A 19,292-nucleotide genomic window follows, 5' to 3' on the forward strand; every position below is an offset into this window, starting at 1 on the left:
CAACGCGGGCAGCACCTCACCCAACGACAGCCCCGGATCCACCTCCAACTCCGCAGCCAGCGCGGCCACATCCCCGCGCTCCACCACATCCCAGAACCGCCCATCGGCCGCATCACCCGATGCGGCGGGGGCCGTGGCGACGGGGGCGTTGAGCCAGTAGCTCTGGCGCTGGAAGGCGTAGGTGGGCAGGTCGACGGTCGTCGCGCCGGTACCGGCGTACGGGGCGGCCCAGTCGACCTTCTTGCCCCGTACGTACGCCAGGGCCAGGGCCGCGGTGACGGTCTCGCCCTCCGGGCGGGAGGCGCGCAGCGCAGACCCGTACCGCACGCCGTCGGTGTCGGGCAGGCAGTCCTGCGCCATGGCGGTGAGCACGGCGTCGGGGCCGAGTTCCAGGAAGGTGGTGGCGCCCTTGTCGGCCAGGGTGTGGACGCCGTCGAGGAAGCGCACCGCGTCGCGGACGTGGCGTACCCAGTACTCGGGCGAGCACAGCTCCTCGGCGGTGGCGAGCCGCCCGGTGACGGTGGAGACGACGGGGATGCGCGGCGGCGCGTACTCCAGCACCTGGGCGACGCGCCGGAATTCGGCGAGCATGCCGTCCATGAGCGGGGAGTGGAAGGCGTGGCTGACCGTGAGCCGCTTCGTCTTACGACCCTGCGCCTCGAACGACGCGGCAACCTCAACAACAGCGTCCTCGTCGCCCGAGATGACCACCGATGCGGGCCCGTTCACCGCGGCGATGCCCACCCGGTCGCTGAGTAGCGGCAGTACCTCGTCCTCCGACGCCTGCACCGCGACCATCGCGCCACCGGCCGGAAGCTCCTGCATCAGACGGCCACGAGCAGCCACCAGCGCGGCGGCGTCCTCCAGGGACAGCACCCCCGCCACGTGCGCGGCGGCCAGTTCGCCGATCGAGTGTCCGGCGAGCAGGTCGGGGCGCAGCCCCCAGGATTCGGCCAGGCGGTAGAGCGCGACCTCGATGGCGAACAGGGCGGGCTGGGTGTAGTCGGTGCGGTCGAGGAGGGCCGCCTCGGGCGAGCCTTCCTCGGCGAAGAGCACGTCGAGGAGCGGGTGTTCCAGCTGCTCCTCGAGGTACCAGCAGGCGTCGTCGAGGGCTTCGGCGAAGACGGGGTACGTGGCGTACAGCTCGCGGCCCATGCCGAGGCGCTGGCTGCCCTGCCCGGTGAACAGCAGGGCGAGCTTCCCGGCGGCGGGGGCGCCCTGGATGACGGCCGGTGCGTCGTCGCCCGCGGCCAGGGTGCGCAGCGCGGCGAGGGCGCCGTCGCGGCCGTCGGCGAGGACCACGGCGCGCTGTTCGAAGGTGGCGCGGGTGGTGGCCAGGGAGTGGCCGATGTCGGTGAGGGCGAGGCCGGGGTGGGCCTCCAGGTGGTGCCGCAGCCGTTCGGCCTGGGCGCGGAGGGCGTCGGTGGTCTTGGCCGACAGGATCCAGGGCAGTACGGCGGGGGCGGGTCCCCCAGTGGCCTGCTCCGCAGCCTCGTCGTCGGCGGCGGGCGGCTGCTCGATGATGGCGTGGGCGTTGGTGCCGCTCATGCCGAACGACGACACACCCGCGCGGCGCGGGCGGCCGGTGTCCGGCCATTCCCGGGCCTGCGTCAGCAGTTCGACGTCGCCCGCGGCCCAGTCGACGTGCGGGGTGGGCTGGTCGATGTGCAGGCTGCGCGGCAGTTCGCCGTGGCGCATCGCCATGACCATCTTGATGATGCCGCCGACACCGGCCGCGGACTGGGTGTGGCCGATGTTCGACTTGAGCGAGCCGAGCAGCAAGGGCCGGTCCGGGTCCCGCTCCTGCCCGTACGTGGCGAGCAGGGCCTGCGCCTCGATCGGGTCGCCCAGCGTGGTCCCCGTACCGTGCGCCTCCACGGCGTCCACGTCGGCGGCCGACAGTCCCGCACCGGCCAGCGCCTGGCGGATGACGCGCTGCTGGGCGGGGCCGCTGGGGGCGGTGAGGCCGTTGCTGGCGCCGTCCTGGTTGATGGCGGTGCCGCGTACGACGGCCAGCACCCGGTGGCCGTTGCGCCGCGCGTCGGACAGCCGCTCCACGAGCAGCATGCCGACGCCCTCGCCCCAGGCGGTGCCGTCGGCGGCGGCGGCGAACGGCTTGCAGCGGCCGTCGGGCGCGAGGCCGCGCTGACGGCTGAAGGCGATGAAGGAGCCGGGGTTGGCCATGACGGCGACGCCGCCGGCGAGGGCGAGCGGGCATTCGCCGTTGCGGAGGGCCTGGACGGCGAGGTGGAGCGCCACCAGCGAGGAGGAGCACGCGGTGTCGACGGTGACGGTGGGGCCCTCGAAGCCGAAGGTGTAGGCGATACGGCCGGAGGCGACGCTCGCGGCGTTGCCGGTGACCAGGTAGCCCTCGAAGCCCTGCTCGGCCTCGTGCAGCCGGGGTCCGTAGTCCTGCTGCTCGGCGCCGACGAACACCCCGGCCCGGCCGCCGCGGAGCGCCGCGGGGTCGATACCGGCGCGCTCGAACGCCTCCCAGGAGGTCTCCAGCAGCAGCCGCTGCTGCGGATCCATGGCGAGGGCCTCGCGCGGCGAAATACCGAAGAACGCCGGATCGAACTCATCGGCGTCGTGCAGGAATCCGCCCTCGCGGGCATAGCTGCTGCCCGCCTTGTCCGGGTCGGGGTCGTAAAGACCGGCGAGATCCCAGCCCCGGGTCACCGGGAATTCGGAGATGACGTCTTTTCCGTCGGCGACGATATCCCACAGCTCTTCGGGCGAACCGATCGAGCCGGGAAATCGACAGCTCATTCCGATGATGGCGATGGGCTCGTCGTCGGCGATGGGGCCGCGCGGCGTCACATCCGACGGCAGGTCCTCACCCGCGTCCGCGCCGAGGAGTTCGGTCCGCAGATGGCGGGCGAGGTCGGCGGGGGTGGGGTGGTCGAAGGCGAGGGTGACGGGCAGGCGCAGTCCGGTGGCGGCGGTCAGCCGGGCGTGCAGGTCGACGGTGGCGAGGGAGTCGAAGCCCAGGTCGAGGAAGGGCCGCTGGGGGTCGAGGACGTCGGGCGCCTTGTCCTTGAGGGCCTGGGCGGCGATCTCGCCGACCCATGCGGTGAGGGCGTCGGCGCGCTCGGCCTCGGGGAGTTCGGAGAGCCGGGCCCGCCACGGGGAGGCTCCGCGGGAGGCTTCATCGGGGCCGCTCCCCCGCTTTTCGGTGTGCTCGTGCGTGAAATCCACGGACTCACTCACCATCGCGCGCCCCATTACCCTCGCAGACATAAACCAAACCGTAGGTCAGCCTTACACAGGGCGGTGCGGCAAGAAACCCCTTCAAACCCCCTATGGCCCCCTACCGTACCCGGGGAGCCCCTTATCCACTGCACGCCACACAATGGCCGCGTTTAATTAACCAGAGTGCACGAGAATTCCGGTGGCGACAAGGAACTCGCAGAAATAAAGGCCTTCGGTCACGTTGAGAGGTGTTCAGAGGTGGAGGGGCGGCCTCTCGGTCCGCCCCTCCACCTCTCGGGGGATCGCCAGTTGGTCTAGTGGGGTCGGCGTCCGTCGGGCACCCGCTCGACGAACGGCGCCAGCAGCCGCGGTACCGCGGTCTCGGCGAGGGCGATTCCCTGGCTTTCGGTCACGTCGTGGACCTTGTACACGCCGTCGCCCGCGGCGGTGGTGGCGCCGAGGGTGAGCAGCCCCTTCCGGCGCTGGAACGCGGACCGGGTGATGGTCCAGCCGATGATCCCGTCGCGCTGGAGGGCGGCGGTGCGGCGGGCGAACGTACCGCTGGAGGCGACCAGATAGCGGCCGCGGATGCCATGGCCCAGGCCGCGGTACGCGTCGAGCGCGAACCCGACCAGGGCCGGCATCACCACCGCACCGGAGAAGATGCCGATGACGATCAGCCAGGAGCCGAGCCACACGCCGAGGCCGATCTGGACGGCGATGATCAGGGCCGTCCACAGGAGGGCGCGGTTGACCCGGCGCCACATGGCGGCCTGCGGGTGCCGGGTGAGCCCCTGGCGTTCGACGAGGCCGGGGCCCACCGGCAGCGTCTCGGCGGCGACCCGCAGGGCCTCGCCGCGCGGGACGGGCGGGGTGAGGGCGCGGCGCCTGCGGTTGTCCTCCAGGTTGCCCAGGCCGCTGGCGACGGCGTTGAGCTTGGCGCCCTTGGCCCAGCGCAGCGGGATCGGCTCGACCAGTTCGAGGCCGCGCAGCCGCTGTTCCTCGATGCTGACGGAGCGGGTGGCGAACAGTCCGCGGCGGACCCGGAGGATTCCGCCGTCCTCGCGCCGCAGTTCGTAGCCGTACCAGTTCTCGACGAAGGTGGCGGTGGAGCCCGCCATGCCGAGGGCGACGAGGACGACGACGCACACCAGGATTCCGTACCAGAGGGGGACGGAGCCGAAGCGGTTCTGGAGGTCCTTGACGATGCCCCATTCGAGCGGGTCGACCTGCATCTCGTGCAGGGTGCGGTACACGCTGCTGGCGGCGATGAGGACACCGCCGACGCCCCAGACGGTCAGCGGGCCGTAGCGCAGCCAGGACCAGTCGAGTTCGCAGAGGCGGCCGTCGCTGTCGGCCACCGGGCGGGCCTGCCCCGCGTCGCGCAGTTCGATGATGCGGCGGCGCAGCGCGCGGGCGTCGGCCCGGGTGATGCCGTCGAGCGAGAACCGGCGGCCCGCGTTGTCGCTCTGCTCCCCGGTGTCGAGCCGCAGCGTGGTGAGGCCGAAGAGCCGGTGGACCGGGTTGGCGGTCATGTCGACGCCGCGGATGCGGGCGACGGGGATCGAGCGCCGACTGCGGAAGACCAGGCCCGAGTGGAGTTCGAAGCGCTCCTCGGTGAGCCGGAAGCGGGTGGTGAACAGCCGCATCAGCCCGATGCCGCTGATGACCAGGAAGGTCACGAACAGCGAGCCGAGGGTGATGATGATCTGGAGGTTGGTCTTGCCGCCGGTGAGCGCGAGGCTGGCGAAGAACATGGCCAGCGGCGCGGCGAGGATGGACAGGTTGACCAGGAGCAGCCGGCCGTTCAGCCGCTCCCAGTCACGGCCCGCCGCGTGGGCGGGCCGCCGCACGTCGGTGTCGGCCATCATGTGGCGTCTCCCGGTACGGCCTGGGTGGTCCGGGTCAGGTACTCGACCAGGTCCCCGGCGACCTTGTGGTCGATGCCCTTGATCTTGACCGCCGCCGCGGAGGATGCGGTGGTGACGGTGATGCCGGAGAGGCCGAACATCTGCTGGAGCGGGCCGCGCAGGGTGTCCACCGTCTGGACGCGGGACAGCGGGACGACCCGCCACTGCTGCCACAGCCACCCGGAGGCCGCGTACACGGCCTCGTCGGTGGCCTCCCAGCGGTGCACCCGGTAGCGCCAGGCGGGCATGACCGCCACGTAGAGGATCCCGGGGACCAGCGAGATCAGCGTGGCCCACATGAAGAACGTCCGCGTGGGGGGAATCGAGGCCCACAGGATGCCGAAGGTGAGCGGCAGGGGCAGGGCGAAGAGTGATGACTGGAGCGTCCACCAGCCGAGAGCACGGCGGTCGACCCGGTGGCGAGGAGGCCGGAGCCTCACGTTGTCGTTGTGTTCCACTGCTTCACCCTGTTCCTGCGTCAGACGTCGTCGCGCCTGCCCCGTCCGGGACTGGTGGACCATGAAACCAGGCTCGGTTCAGACCGAGGCGCCGCTGGTGACCGGCTCGGCCGACTGGCCACCCGTGGTGGTGCCGTCGTTCAGCTTGCGCATCTTGACGAGCAGGACGGCGGTACGGGTCAGCACCATGGCCAGCGACATGAAGACGAACGCGTTGGCGTAGGTGTCCTGGCCGCTGATCTTGTAGTCGATGGAGAACTTGACCAGGTCCATGGTGAACCAGTGCTCGGCGCCGTAGGCGAAGATGATGCGTCCGCTGGAGAGGACGATCCACACCAGGGCGTAGCCGATGCCACCGATGGTGTACAGCTCGCCGGAGGAGGAGTCCTTGAAGGCGGGCAGCAGCACACCGGCGATCAGCCCGCAGATGACGCCGGTGCCGACGCCGAGGAGCTGGAGGGACAGGTCGTTGCCCTTGGTCGGGAACGACTCGACGAAGATCGCGATGACCACGGCCACCGCGATGACCGAGCGCACCATGCGCATCGTGGTGATGCGGCGGCGGCCGATGTCGGTCGCGAGGATGATGATCAGAATCGTGCCGCTCGCGATCAGCGCGGACATGAACTGACTCATCTGTGGCATAGGTGACCTTCTTTCAAGCCAGGGGGACGACGTACTTCGTGGCTTGACACGTGCTGTCTAACCGATACCAACGCTAGAAGCGGAGCGCGCGCCACGGGACGACCGAACGGTGGGTTCCTCCTGTCAACCGTCCGGTGGACACGGTGGACACGCGTGGTAGTACTGAGGCCGTGCGCACTCACTCTCCGGGGGAGGAATCGGCGACCGGCGCGTATTACGGTCCCGAGTCCGGAACCCGCTGGTTCGGCCTCTGGGACGGCTTCTTCGCCGTCTCCTACCTCGTCACCGCGACCCTGCTGCTGCTCTCCGGCGGCTCCCAGCCGCTCGCCGCCGTGGCGATCGGCTCGTTGACGCTGACGGTCCCCTGGTACGCCGCGCTCGGCCGTGCCCTGATGGTCGAGGACACCTACGGGCCGCGCAACCAGGTCTACGCGATCGGGCTGGTGGCGCTGTTCTCCATCACCACGGCGTTCAACCTGGTGGGCGCCTTCGCGCTGTTCGCCGTCATCCCGATGCTCATCATGAGCCTGCCGATGGGCTGGGCGGTCGCGATGGCCACGGCCGCCAATCTGTGCCCCGTCCTGGTGGTGGCGGTCAGCGGTGAGGCGCTGGGCCTGAGCGTCTGGGGCGTGCTGCCCGTCTCGCTGCTGAGCATCGCGCTGTCGGTGCTGCTGGGCCTGTGGATCAAGCGGGTGGTGCGGCAGAGCAAGGAGCGCGGGCTGCTCATCGAGGAACTGCGGCGCAGCCGGGAGCGGGTGGCCCGGCTGTCCCACGAGGCCGGTATCTCCGCCGAACGCGAGCGGCTGGCCCGGGAGATCCACGACACCCTCGCGCAGGGCCTGACCAGCATCATCAGCCTGGTCCAGGCGGCGGAGTCGGAGGTGCACGGCGCACCGGACCAGGCGGTGAACCATCTGTCGCTGGCCGGGCGGGTGGCCAAGGAATCGCTCGCCGAGGCCCGTGACTTCGTGGCGGCCCTCACCCCGCCCGCGCTGCGCGGCGGCTCACTGGTGCAGGCGGTGCGCCGTCAGGCGGACGGGCTGATCGCCGAGACCGGCCTGGAGGTGCGGTGCTCGGTCAGCGGCGAGGAGCAGCCCATGCCGATGGCCGTCAGCGTCGTGCTGCTGCGCTCGGTGCAGGAGGCGATCGCGAACGTCCGCAAGCACGCCAAGCAGGCCCGTACGGTGGATGTGATCCTGGTCTTCGACGACTCCGGCGTCCGGCTGCTGATCCGCGACGACGGCGAGGGCTTCACCCCGGACGGCACGCAGGAAGGGTACGGGCTGCGCGGGATGCAGGCCCGGATGGAGGAGATCGACGGAATGGCGTCCATCACCAGCAGCCCCGGGCGGGGCACCACCGTCGAGGTGAACGTGCCGGCGGCGGCGCTGGCCGGGGAGGCAGTGAATGGCTGACCAGGAGATCCGGGTTCTGCTGGCGGACGACCATCCCGTGGTGCGGGAGGGCCTGAGCGCCATGCTGGAGTCCGCCGACGGCATCACGGTCGTCGGACAGGCCGGTTCCGGTGAGGAGGCGGTCGTCCAGGCGATGGCGCTGCGGCCGGACATCATCCTGCTGGACCTGCGCATGGGCGGGATGGACGGGGTCGAGGCCACCACGCAGATCCTGCGGAAGGTGCCCGGCTGCAAGGTCGTCATCGTGACCACGTACGAGGACGACTCCGACATCCTGCGGGCGGTGGAGGCGGGCGCCGCGGGTTATCTGCTGAAGGGCAGTTCACGTCAGGAGCTGATCGGCGCCGTACAGACCGCGGCGCGCGGCGAGACGGTGCTCACCCCGTCCCTCGCGGGCAAGCTGCTGCGCACCCGGGTGGCCGAGCCGTCCCCGCTGTCCGGCCGGGAGCGCGAGGTGCTGCGGCTGGTCGGCCAGGGGCTGACCAACGCGGAGATCGGCGCCAAGCTGTTCGTGGCCGAGGCCACGGTGAAGACGCATCTGCTGCGTTCGTATCGGAAGCTCGGCGTCTCCGACCGCACGGCGGCGGTGATGACGGCGATGGAGCGCGGACTGCTGTCCTGACCCTCCCGCTGACCTGACCTGCCTATACGGTGCCCGTCAGGCTGCTGTCGGAGAGCTTGGCGGGCAGGTCGCGGCGTCGCTTGACGTTCAGCTTGCGGTAGATGCGGGTCAGGTGCTGCTCCACCGTGCTGACGGTGACGAACAGCTTGGAGGCGATCTCCCGGTTGGTGTTGCCGTGCGCGGCCAGCAGCGCGACCCGCACCTCCGCCTCCGTCAACGCCTCCACATCCCGCTGCGGTTCGGCCTCGCCGCCGGGCTGGGCGGGGGCCGGGGCGAGTTCGCCGGAGTCCGCCTGCCGGGGCATCAGCTCCCGGCACAGCGGCTCGGCGCCGCAGGTCTTGGCCACGTGCCAGGCCTTGCGGACGAAGACCCGGCCCCGGTTGAAGTCGCCCAGCGCGCGGTAGGCGCGGCCGAGTTCACCGAGGGCGATGGCGAGCTGGATGCGGTCGTCGCCGCCCTCCAGCACCTCGACGGCCTCCTTGAGCCGCGGCAGCCGCCGCCTGAGCTGGTCGGTGCGGGCCAGGACGACCAGCAGCGCGCCGCGCAGCCGGGTGTCACCGGCGCCCCGGCGCAGCTGTTCCTCGGCGAGGGAGCGGGCCTGGGCGGGGTTGCCGAGGGCGAGCCACGCCTCGGCGGCGTCCAGCCGCCACGGCGCCAGCAGGGGCGTGTCCATGCGCCAGGACTCGGCCAGCTCCCCGCACGCCTGGAAGTCGCCGAGGGCGGCGTGGTAGCGGCCGGTGGCCAGGTGGCAGCGGCCGCGGGCGCGCAGGTAGTACATCCCGGGAACGGTGCGGAAGAGCCCGTCGGGGAGGGGCTGTTCGAGCAGCGCCATGGCCTCGTCGTGGTGGCCCATCCCGGTCTCGGCCTGGATCAGCGCGGACAGCAGCAGGCCGATGCCCACCCCCCAGCCCGGCGCGGGGATCTGCGCCAGGGCGCTGCGCGCCTGGTGCGCGGCGACCTGGAGGTCGCCCTGGCGCAGGGCGATTTCGGCCCGTACGGCGGACAGCATCGCCTGCCAGGCGGGGACGCTGCGGGAGGAGCATTCGCCGAGCAGCCGTTCACACCAGGACAGGGCGAGGTCCAGGCGGTCGACGACGACGAGCGCGTACAGGGCGATGACCAGTGGCTGGAGGGTGTTGTCGCCGAGGTGGTAGCGCTGGAGGACGCGTTCGGCCTCGATGACCGCCTGGTCGGCCCGGCCCTCGGTGAAAGCGGCGGACAGGGTGGCGGCGGCGTGCGCGTGGGCGAGGTCGGCCACGTCGTGCGGGGAGCCGGTGGCCTTGGCGGCACCCCCGCCGAGGGTGGGGAGGCGGTCGCGCAGCGGCGGGCTGAGCATCGTCAGCCACTGGACGGAGGCCGAGAGAGCGGCGCTCATCGCGGGATCGCCGCCGTCGGTCGCGCCGGGGCCCGCCGTGCGGTTCAGCGCGGTGATGGCGTCCGCGGCCGCGTCCAGCCGCCCCGACCAGGCGAGGTACGAGGCGATGGGGGCGATGTCGCGCGGGGCGAGCCAGCCCTTCTCGGCCTCCTCGGTGAGCGACGGCAGATACCCCTCGGCGACGGCCGGGCCGACCCGCCAGGCGACGCTGACGAGCCGCGCCTTGAGGGCGGTGCGGGTGGGGCCCGGCTCGCACGCGTGGTGGGCATGTTCGAGGCAGCGGAGCGCGACGTCGGTTTCCTTCTGCACCAGCGCGTATTCGGCGGCCTCGCGGAGGACGGGCACGGTCCACGGCTCGCCGTCCTGGCGGGCGCGGACCAGATGGCGGGCGACGTCGAGCGCGGAGGCGCCGTCGGCGTGCAGCAGCCGGGCGGCCCGGGCGTGCAGGTCGTGGCAGAGGGCCGCGGGGGCCGCGTCGAGGACGGCGGTACGGGCCACCTCGTCGCGGAACCGGCCGTGTTCCAGGATCCCGCACTCGTGCAGGTCCTGGACGCCCTGTTCGACCGTGCCGACGTTCAGGTCGAGGAGGCCGCTCAGGGACCGCGGGGAGCGGGCGTCGCCGAGGACGGCGACACCGCGGGCGATCGCCGCCACATCGGGCTCGCCCCGGTACAGACAGCCGAGGACGGCCTGCGCGAACGCCTCGCCGGGCGCGGGCCGCTGGAGGGCCTCACCGTGGTCGCCCCCGGCCCGCCAGTCGTCCAGCAGGGCGCGCAGCAGCAGCGGGTTGCCGCCGGAGAGGCGGTGGCATTCGGGGGCGAGCCGGGAGGCGACGGGGGCGGACAGGGTGTTCGACAGCGCCTCGGCGACGCCCGCCTCGGTGAGCATGGGCAGCCGCATCCGCACACAGTTGGGCTGGCGGAGGAGTTCGGCGTGGAAGGTCAGCTGCTGCTGGCGCAGCCGGGGGGATTCGGTGAGGACGATGAGAACCCTCGCCTGGCGGACCCGGCGGGCGAGGTGGAGCAGGAATTGCAGGGAATGGTCGTCGCCGCAGTGCACATCGTCGACGGCGATGACGAGGGTGCGTTCGTCGACCAGTCGCAGCAGCACCGAGGAAATCTGGGACATCACATGCATGCGCGCCGCGGCGGTACTCTCCGGGCCGATATCGGAAAGCAGGGCCACCGCCTCGGAGCGGACGTCCGGGGGCATCGCGGCGTTATCGAAGATCTTCCGGAGAATACCGAAGGGTAGTTCACGTTCGGCCCGTGAACCGGTCACTTCGAGGAGCAACGCACCGCTCTCGATGGCCTGTTCGGCAAAACTGTCCAGCAGCCGGGTCTTTCCACTGGCCACCGCGCCGCTGACAAGCGCCAGCCGACCTCTGCCCTGTGTGGCGCCGTGCAGCATGTCGCGCAGGACGGAGAGGCGGCTCTCCCATTCGAAAAGGTTTGCGAGCACAGGTCTTATCCCCCGATGAAGTATCACCTCATGCCCCCGGCGGTGACGCCGAGGGCAGGTAACGTGACGCAGGCTTTTCTTGCGTTTCGATCGTGCTGACGATTCGTCGCCGGGGTGAGGGCCGGGTCAGGGCCTCGACGCCGAAAGCGCCTCGGATACCAGGTTCGTGATCTCCGCTTGATGGTTGGCCAAGAAGAAGTGACCGCCGGAGAACACCTTGATGTCGAACCCGCCGGTGGTGTGCGACCGCCACGCCTCCGCCTCGTCCCGGCTGGTCCTGGGGTCGCTGTCGCCGGTCAGCACGGTGATCGGTGCGCGGACGGCGGCGTCGGGCTCGGAGCGGTAGGTCTCGATCGCCTTGTAGTCGCTGCGAATCGCGGGCATCACCATGCGCAGGATCTCCTCATTTCCGAGGACCCGTGCGTCGGTTCCGCTCAGCATCTTCATTTCGCGCACGATGCCGTCGTCATCACGCCGGTGCACCTTCTCGTCCCGGTAACGGGACGGTGCCCGGCGGCCCGAGGCGAAGAGGGCGACCGGGGAGAACTCCGGATCGGCCGCCTCCAGCCGGCGCGTCACCTCGAACGCGAGAACGGCGCCCATGCTGTGGCCGAAGAAGGCGATCGGCAGATCGAGCCAGGGCTTCAACTCCGCGGCGATGGCGTCCGCGTACTCGCCGATGTTTTCGATCCGCGGGTCGAGACGCCGGTCCTGACGCCCCGGATATTGGAGGGAGAGGACGTCGACGGACGGCGAAAGCGCCTGGGACACCGGGAAGAAGAACGACGCCGAACCCCCGGCGTGCGGCAAACAGACCAGCCGCACACGGCTGTCGGATGCCGGATGGAACCGTCGTATCCAGACGCTGTCTTCTTGCTGAGCACCCATGTACGTGAAAAGTCTTTCCCTCATCAGGTTCGCCGTCGCGACAGCAGCTCAACACACCGTCACACCAGAAGGTGACGCTCCGGAAGATGTGCCGGAAGAGGCTGCCCCTAAATGTTCTAACACGACAATTCATGTAGGGGGCACCCCTAATGCGAGGGGTCACCCCCACGAGTGGGGTCTTGGAGCGCGCGCTGTTGCCGCGCGCCCCCCGCGAGCGCCTCCGCCAGGTCGTCCAGCGCCTCCACCAGCAGCTCCGCACTGCGCACCGCGACCCCCTGCCGCTCCCCGGCGCGCTCCTGCCAGTGCTCCAGCGACTCCTGTACGGCGGTCCAGTCCAGGGGCCGCCGCTCCCGTACGGCCTCCACGGCCTTCGGGACCGCCGTCCGCAGCGCCGCCGCGAACTCCTCGGCCTCCGGCGACGGGGCCGCGTCGCGGTCCGGAAGATGCGCCTCCAGCAGCATGGTGACCCGGCCCGCGGTGGACAGCGCGGTCTGCGCCGCCCGCGCCGCCCGGGGGCCGAGCCCGCGGTGGCGCACCGGTTCCCGGCGGGCCCGGCCCTCCAGCTGCTCGTACTCGCTGCGGGCCGCCCGCTGGTCCAGCAGCGCCTCCCGCACCTGGCGGGAGCGGCGCTCGGCGGGCCGGGCGTGGGCGTCGAAGACGGCGATGGCGTACCGGCCGCCCGCGGCCAGCCAGTCGGCCAGCCGGTCGCGCAGCAGCGGGGTCTCCCAGGCGGGGAAGACCACGTACGAGGCCATCGCCATCAGCCCGCCCAGCAGCGTCAGCGCCACCCGCGCCTGCACGGTCTGGCCGACCTCCGCGCCCGCGATGCCGAGCAGGAAGACCACGTACGCGCTCACGCACAGCGAGGCCACGATGAAGCCGGTGCGCAGCAGCATGAACATGAAGGCCGCGCACACCACGGCCAGGGTGGCGCTCACATACGGGTCCGGATGGGCCAGCGTCACCACCAGCCCGCCGATCAGGACCCCGGCCAGGGTGCCGCAGAAGCGGGCGACCCCGCGCGAGAAGGTCTGGCCGAAGTCCGGGCGCAGCACCATCACCGAGGTCAGCGGCGCCCAGTAGCCGTGGCCGAACGGCAGCACGGCGCCCAGCAGATAGCCGCAGACCGCCACCACCGTGAGGCGCACCGCGTGCCGCAGGATGCGCGAGTCCCAGCGGACCTCGCGGCGCAGGGCGCGCAGCGCCACCGGCACCAGGCCGGGGACGGTGGGGCGGGGCAGATGGCGGCGGTCCTTGGTGCCTTCGGAGGTCACCGCCTCCACCCGCTCGTCCGAGGACTCCACGACGTCGTTCACCAGGGCCATCAGCTTCAGCGCCGCGCGGCGGGCCGCGCCGCCCAGCATCGGGCCGCTCTCCGGCACCTCCAGCACCGCCATCGCCTCGGGCGGCAACCGGACCGGCCTGCTGCGGCGGACGGCGTGGGCCACCGCGTCGAGCACGGTGGCGGTCGCGGCCAGCAGCTCACGCACCCGGTCGCGCTCGGGCCCGAGCATCGGGGCGCCGACCACCGGATCGGCCATCGAGGCGAGCACCGGCCGGATCCGCTCGGCCAGCAGCCGGTAGCCGCGCAGCTGGCTCGGGCGCCGCTTCGCCGCGCGCGGGGTGACGGCGGCGGCGCTGCGGGCGTCCATCAGCGGCTGCGGGTCGAACGGCGCCTGCGGGTCGTGGCGCAGCCGCCGGGCGTAGTCGGCCACGCCGGCGAGCGCGTCGGCGAGGGCGTCGCGCTGCACACCCCAGGGCCGCACCGGGAAGAGCACGATCAGCGCCGCCTGGACGACCCCGCCGACCCCGATCAGCGCGGCGTGCTCCAGGGCGCCGAACACCGAGGTGGGGAGGGTGACGGTGACCAGCATCACCGCGACCATCTGGGTCGACACCAGCCCGGACACCGGGCCGACCGCCCACGACATGCCGGTCAGCAGCGTCCACACGGCGAGCATCACGACGAAGGTGGCGATGTGGGCGGCGGCCAGATAGCCGAGGAAGGTGGAGACCGCGAGCAGGGACGCCGCGGCCAGCGCCAGCTCCGGGCGGGGGCGCCAGCTCTTCTGGAAGATGGCGATCCCGGCGGAGAACGCGCCGAACGCCGACGACACCGCGAGGGTCGGCGAGCCGAACCAGAGAGTCAGCCCGACGACGATCGCCACACCGCAGGCGCCACGGACCGCGACCAGCGGCTCCAGCCGGATGCGCTCGATCGTCAAACCCGCCTGGGCCGTCTGCTTCAGCGCGTGTGACCAGCTCATACGGCGAGACTACGACCTTGATCTGCAAGCGAGGAACCGGCCGTCTTTGGCCGATTCCTCGCCTTCCCGCCCTTTCGGCCGCGTCAGCCCTCGGGTGTTGCGCAGTCCACATCGAGCAGTTCGATGGGCCGGGTCGCGTCGAGGTCGACGTACGCGGTGAAGGAGCTCGGCGAGCCCTGGCCCCAGTACGTGGTGATCGTCGCCCAGCCGACCCGGGCCGACTGGGCCGTGGTCACCTCGCCGACCTCGATGTCCCGCGGCTCGTTCTGCGCGCACAGCAGCAGGTCGTAGTCGGGCGTCTGGGCGATCCGCTCCTTCAGCTGGTCGGAGACCAGGTTCTCGCGCTCCCAGGGGCGCGGTCCGTGGTTGCCGTAGAAACCCTCCAGGAAGTGGTGGATCTCCTCGGCGGTGAAGCGGCCGTTCGGATCGGTCTTCTTCCCGCCGTGCGGGGCGGCGGTAGCGGGTGCGCCCGCGGCCAGCACGAGCCCGAGGCCGAGCGCGGCCGCGGAGCAACGAAGGGTACGAAGCATAGGAGATCCCCCTGAATGTGGTCGTGTGCCCATGGTTCGGGCGAACACTCAAGAAGACCTACAACACGGGTAGATGGTTGCCCTGTGACACAGAGAAACCCTCGCCGGTCGATGACCGGCGAGGGTGCCCCATACGCGCCCGGGTCAGTGGTTCTTGGGGAAGCCCAGGTTGATGCCGACCTCTTCCGACGGCTCCGGCCAGCGGGTGGTGACGACCTTGCCGCGGGTGTAGAAGTGCACCCCGTCGTTGCCGTAGATGTGCTGGTCGCCGAAGAGCGAGTCCTTCCAGCCGCCGAAGGAGTGGTAGCCCACCGGCACCGGGATCGGCACGTTGACGCCGACCATGCCCGCCTCGACCTCCAGCTGGAAGCGGCGGGCGGCGCCGCCGTCGCGGGTGAAGATCGCGGTGCCGTTGCCCCACTTCGAGGAGTTGATCAGCTCGATGGCGTCGTCGTACGTCTCGGCGCGGACCACGCACAGCACCGGGCCGAAGATCTCGTCGCGGTAGGCGTCGGCGGTGGCGGGCACCTTGTCCAGCAGCGAGACGCCGATGAAGAAGCCGTCAGCACATTCAGGGTGATCCTCGACCGTGTAGCCGGTACCGTCCACGACCACCTCCGCGCCCTGGGCCGCGGCCCCGTGGACGTAACCGGCCACCTTGTCCCGGTGCTCCTTGGTGATCAGCGGGCCCATCTCGGAGGACGGGTCGTTGCCGGGGCCGATGCGGAGCTTGGCGGCCCGGTCGGCGATCTTCTTCACCAGCTCGTCGCCGATGTCGCCGACGGCGACGACGACGGAGACCGCCATGCAGCGCTCACCGGCCGAGCCGTAGGCCGCGTTGATCGCGTTGTCCGCGGCGAAGTCCAGGTCGGCGTCGGGCAGCACCAGCATGTGGTTCTTGGCGCCGCCGAGCGCCTGCACCCGCTTGCCGTGCTCGACGGCCTTGGACTGGATGTACTTGGCGATCGGGGTGGAGCCGACGAAGCTGACCGCGGCGACGTCCGGGTGCTCCAGCAGCCGGTCCACGGCCACCTTGTCGCCGTTGACGACGTTGAGCACGCCCTCCGGCAGCCCCGCCTCGGCGGCCAGCTCGGCCAGCCGGTGGGACGCCGACGGGTCCTTCTCGCTGGGCTTGAGGACGAAGGTGTTCCCGCAGGCGATGGCCACCGGGAACATCCACATCGGCACCATGGCAGGGAAGTTGAACGGCGTGATGCCCGCGACGACACCCAGCGGCTGACGGATCGAGGAGACGTCGACCCCGGTGGAGACCTGGGTGGACAGCTCGCCCTTGAGCTTCTCGGCGATTCCACAGGCCAGTTCGACGATCTCCAGACCTCGGGCCACCTCGCCGAGCGCGTCCGAGTGCACCTTGCCGTGCTCGGCGGTGATCAGCTCGGCGATCTCGTCGCGGTGGGCGTCCAGCAGCTCGCGGTACTTGTAGAGGATCGCGGTGCGCTTGGACAGCGAGACGGTGCCCCAGGACCGGTACGCCTCCTTCGCGGACGCGACGGCCGCGTCGACGTCCGCGACCGAGGCGAGGGCGACCCGGGTGTCCTGGGCACCGGTGGCGGGGTTGTACACCGGGCCGTGGTTGCCGGACGTGCCCTCGACGGGCTTTCCGCCGATCCAGTGGTTGACGGTCTTCATGGGTGCGGAGCCTTTCTCTCGAAAAACGTCAGAGGTGGCGGCGGCGGCCTGCGGCGTGCCGGTCGTACTCCTCGCGGGCCTTCACGGCAGCGGGTCGGGTCGCGGTCTCGGCTACGGGCACATCCCACCACGCCTGTGCGTCCGGGGCGCCCGACACTGTGTCGCCCGTTTCGGTCTCCACATAGACACATGTGGGACGGTCCGAGGCGCGGGCCGCCGCGAGCGCCTCCCGCAACTCGGCCACGGTCGCGGCGCGCAGCACGTCCATGCCGAGCGAGGCGGCGTTCGCGGCCAGGTCCACGGGGAGCGGATCGCCGGTGTACAGGCCGTCGGCGGACCGGAAGCGGTAGGCGGTGCCGAACCGCTCGGCGCCGGTCGTCTCCGACAGGCCGCCGATCGAGGCGTAGCCGTGGTTCTGGAGGAGGACGACGTTGATGTTGATGCCCTCCTGGACCGCGGTGACGATCTCGGTCGGCATCATCAGGTACGTACCGTCCCCGACCAGCGCCCATACCGGGGTGTCGGGGGCCGCGAGCCGTACGCCGATGGCGCCCGGGATCTCGTAGCCCATGCAGGAGTAGCCGTACTCCAGGTGGTACTGGCGGGGCGAGCGGGCCCGCCACAGCTTGTGCAGGTCGCCGGGGAGCGAGCCCGCCGCGTTGATCACCACGTCGTCGTCGCCGACCACCGCGTCCAGCGCGCCCAGCACCTGGGTCTGGGAGGGGCGCGCGGAGGGGTCCTCGGCGGCGTACGCGGCGTCCACCAGCCGCTCCCACCGGGCCTTGCCGGTGCGGTACTCGGCCTCGTACGTCGTATCGACCCGGTGCCCGGCCAGCTCGGCGGTCAGCGCCTCAAGACCGGCGCGGGCGTCGGCGACCAGCGTGGTGGCGGCCAGCTTGTGGGCGTCGAAGCCGGTGATGTTGAGGTTGAGGAACCGGACGTCCGGGCTCGCGAAGAGGGTCGCGGAGGCGGTGGTGAAGTCGCTGTAGCGGGTGCCGACCCCGATGATCAGGTCCGCGGTGCGGGCCAGGTCGTCGGCGACGGCGGTGCCGGTGTGCCCGATGCCGCCGATGTCGGCCGGGTGGTCGTGGCGCAGCGACCCCTTGCCCGCCTGGGTGGAGGCGACCGGGATGCCGGTGGCGTCGGCGAACGCCCGCAGCGCGCCCTCGGCCTCGCTGTGGTGGACGCCGCCACCCGCGACGACCAGCGGGCGCCGGGCGGCGCGGATCGCCTGCGCGGCGGCGGTGGTCTCGGCGTGCTCCGGGGCGGGGCGGCGTACCCGCCACACCCGGTCGGCGAAGAACTCCTCCGGCCAGTCGAACGCCTCGGCCTGCACGTCCTGCGGCATGGCCAGGGTGACCGCGCCGGTCTCGGCCGGGTCGCTGAGCACCCGCATCGCGGCGAGCGCGGCCGGGATCAGCGCCTCGGGGCGTACGACGCGGTCGAAGTAGCGGGAGACCGGGCGCAGCGCGTCGTTGACGGACACATCGCCCGCGTACGGCACCTCCAGCTGCTGGAGCACGGGGTCGGCGGGCCGGGTCGTGAAGATGTCGCCGGGCAGCAGCAGCACCGGAAGCCGGTTGACGGTGGCCAGCGCGGCGCCGGTGACCAGGTTGGTGGCGCCGGGCCCGATGGAGGTGGTGACGGCCTGGGCGGCGAGCCGGTTGGACTGGCGGGCGTAGCCGACCGCGGCGTGCACCATCGCCTGCTCGTTGCGGCCCTGGAGGTACGGCATGGTGTCCTGCCCGGCCTCCAGCAGCGCCTGGCCGAGCCCGGCCACGTTGCCGTGGCCGAAGATGCCCCAGGTGGCGTTGATCAGACGGTGCCGCTGCCCGTCCCGCTCGGTGTACTGGTGCGCCAGGAACTCGACCAGGGCCTGGGCGACCGTGAGGCGGCGGGTGGTCATCGGGCGTCTCCTGCGGGAGCTTCAGGGGCTTCGTACAGCGGAAGGCGGGGGTCGACGGGCTGGTCGGGCCAGGTGGAGCGGATCCAGCCGTGGTCGGGGTGGTCGCAGATCAGCCAGGCGCGCTCCTCGCCGGGGCCCGCCATGACGTTGAGGTAGTACATGGCGTGGCCGGGCGCGGCGATGGAGGGGCCGTGCCAGCCGTCCGGGATGAGGACGGCGTCGCCGGAGCGGACCTCGGCCAGCACATCGGTGTTGCGGCCGTGGCCGGAGGGCGAGACCCGCTGGTAGCCGACGCCCTCGTTGCCGTGGGCCTCGGCGATCTCGAAGTAGTAGATCTCCTCGAGCTCGCTCTCCTCGCCGGGGCGGCACTCGTCGTGCTTGTGCGGCGGGTACGAGGACCAGTTGCCGCCGGGGGTGAGCACCTCGACGGCGATGAGCTTGTCGCACTCGAAACTGCCACCTGATTTTCCGCCTCCGGCGGGGGCCGCCGCGGCGAAGTTGTTGACCTGGCGCGAGCAGTTGCCGGTGCCGCGCAGCTCGACGGGGACGGCGGAGGCGGGCCCGTAGCGGGCGGGCAGCCGCCGCTCGCAGCGGGCGCCGGTGAGCGCGAAGCGGCCCCCGGCGCCGCTGGCGATCGTGGCGTGCGCGTCGCGCGGGACGTACGCGAAGTCGGTCACCCCGCTGAACACGCTGTCGCGGCCGTGCAGTTCGAAGGTCTCGCCCTCGGTGATCACCGTGCAGCCGCCGCTGAGCGGCAGCACGATCCACTCGCTGTCGCCGGTGGCGAGCTGGTGCGAGCCGCCGGGCGGCAGGTCGAGCACGCGGAGGCTGGAGTAGCCCCAGCCGGCCCGCCCGGGGTCGATGTCCAGCGCATACGGGCCGTCGGCCGCCTTACCGGCCTGCACATGGAAGCCAAGGGAAGGTTCGTTGGTGGTCATGGCGTCAGTGTTTCCTCCGGTTCCGGGGCCGATGC

General features: G+C 71.6%; 13 protein-coding genes. 2 read left to right on the forward strand and 11 right to left on the reverse strand.

Annotated features, from left to right (window positions below; genetic code table 11):
• From LCH29_RS38615 to LCH29_RS38630, 4 genes are all read right to left on the reverse strand, one after another.
• Positions 1 to 3,240, reverse strand: a 3,240-nt coding sequence (locus LCH29_RS38615; protein ID WP_446466348.1) for a type I polyketide synthase, incomplete at its 3' end; no start/stop codon positions are given.
• A 266-nt stretch (positions 3,241 to 3,506) separates the two neighbouring features.
• Positions 3,507 to 5,063, reverse strand: coding sequence for a PH domain-containing protein (locus tag LCH29_RS38620; protein WP_446466349.1), 1,557 nt, complete (start codon positions 5,061 to 5,063; stop codon positions 3,507 to 3,509).
• A complete protein-coding gene (locus tag LCH29_RS38625) occupies positions 5,060 to 5,560 on the reverse strand; it encodes a PH domain-containing protein (RefSeq protein WP_123098598.1) in 501 nt (166 codons plus the stop codon). The genes LCH29_RS38620 and LCH29_RS38625 overlap by 4 nt, the downstream gene beginning before the upstream one ends.
• A gap of 78 nt (positions 5,561 to 5,638) precedes the next feature.
• Complete coding sequence (locus LCH29_RS38630) at positions 5,639 to 6,205, reverse strand: hypothetical protein (protein WP_446466350.1); 567 nt, start codon at positions 6,203 to 6,205, stop codon at positions 5,639 to 5,641.
• A 170-nt stretch (positions 6,206 to 6,375) separates the two neighbouring features.
• Here LCH29_RS38630 and LCH29_RS38635 point away from each other — a divergent pair, with 170 nt between their 5' ends.
• Positions 6,376 to 7,620, forward strand: a complete 1,245-nt coding sequence (locus LCH29_RS38635; protein ID WP_446466351.1) for a sensor histidine kinase — start codon at positions 6,376 to 6,378, stop codon at positions 7,618 to 7,620.
• Entirely contained in the window at positions 7,613 to 8,242 is a 630-nt protein-coding gene (locus LCH29_RS38640; RefSeq protein ID WP_446466352.1) for a response regulator, read from the forward strand. Before LCH29_RS38635 ends, LCH29_RS38640 begins: the two co-directional genes overlap by 8 nt.
• 22 nt (positions 8,243 to 8,264) lie before the next feature.
• On the opposite strand, the gene LCH29_RS38645 is transcribed toward LCH29_RS38640, so the two are convergent.
• From LCH29_RS38645 to iolB, 7 genes are all read right to left on the reverse strand, one after another.
• Positions 8,265 to 11,078 carry an AAA family ATPase gene (locus LCH29_RS38645; protein WP_446466353.1) on the reverse strand — a complete coding sequence of 938 codons (2,814 nt, stop codon included), beginning with the start codon at positions 11,076 to 11,078 and terminating at the stop codon, positions 8,265 to 8,267.
• A gap of 126 nt (positions 11,079 to 11,204) precedes the next feature.
• Positions 11,205 to 11,966 carry a thioesterase II family protein gene (locus tag LCH29_RS38650; RefSeq protein ID WP_446466354.1) on the reverse strand — a complete coding sequence of 254 codons (762 nt, stop codon included), beginning with the start codon at positions 11,964 to 11,966 and terminating at the stop codon, positions 11,205 to 11,207.
• A 146-nt stretch (positions 11,967 to 12,112) separates the two neighbouring features.
• On the reverse strand, positions 12,113 to 14,233 hold the full coding sequence (locus LCH29_RS38655; RefSeq protein WP_446466355.1) for an FUSC family protein: 2,121 nt from the start codon (positions 14,231 to 14,233) through the stop codon (positions 12,113 to 12,115).
• 83 nt (positions 14,234 to 14,316) lie between these two features.
• A complete protein-coding gene (locus LCH29_RS38660) occupies positions 14,317 to 14,763 on the reverse strand; it encodes a hypothetical protein (RefSeq protein ID WP_446466356.1) in 447 nt (148 codons plus the stop codon).
• Between the two features lie 144 nt (positions 14,764 to 14,907).
• Positions 14,908 to 16,413, reverse strand: coding sequence for a CoA-acylating methylmalonate-semialdehyde dehydrogenase (locus LCH29_RS38665; protein ID WP_446466357.1), 1,506 nt, complete (start codon positions 16,411 to 16,413; stop codon positions 14,908 to 14,910).
• A gap of 28 nt (positions 16,414 to 16,441) precedes the next feature.
• Positions 16,442 to 18,319 (reverse strand): 3D-(3,5/4)-trihydroxycyclohexane-1,2-dione acylhydrolase (decyclizing), encoded by a 1,878-nt coding sequence (gene iolD / locus LCH29_RS38670; protein ID WP_446466358.1) that lies wholly within the window; start codon positions 18,317 to 18,319, stop codon positions 16,442 to 16,444.
• Positions 18,316 to 19,257 (reverse strand): 5-deoxy-glucuronate isomerase, encoded by a 942-nt coding sequence (gene iolB, locus LCH29_RS38675; protein ID WP_446466359.1) that lies wholly within the window; start codon positions 19,255 to 19,257, stop codon positions 18,316 to 18,318. Before iolB ends, iolD begins: the two co-directional genes overlap by 4 nt.
• Positions 19,258 to 19,292 lie beyond the last annotated feature (35 nt).

It is taken from the genome of Streptomyces sp. BRA346 (genome assembly GCF_052851135.1).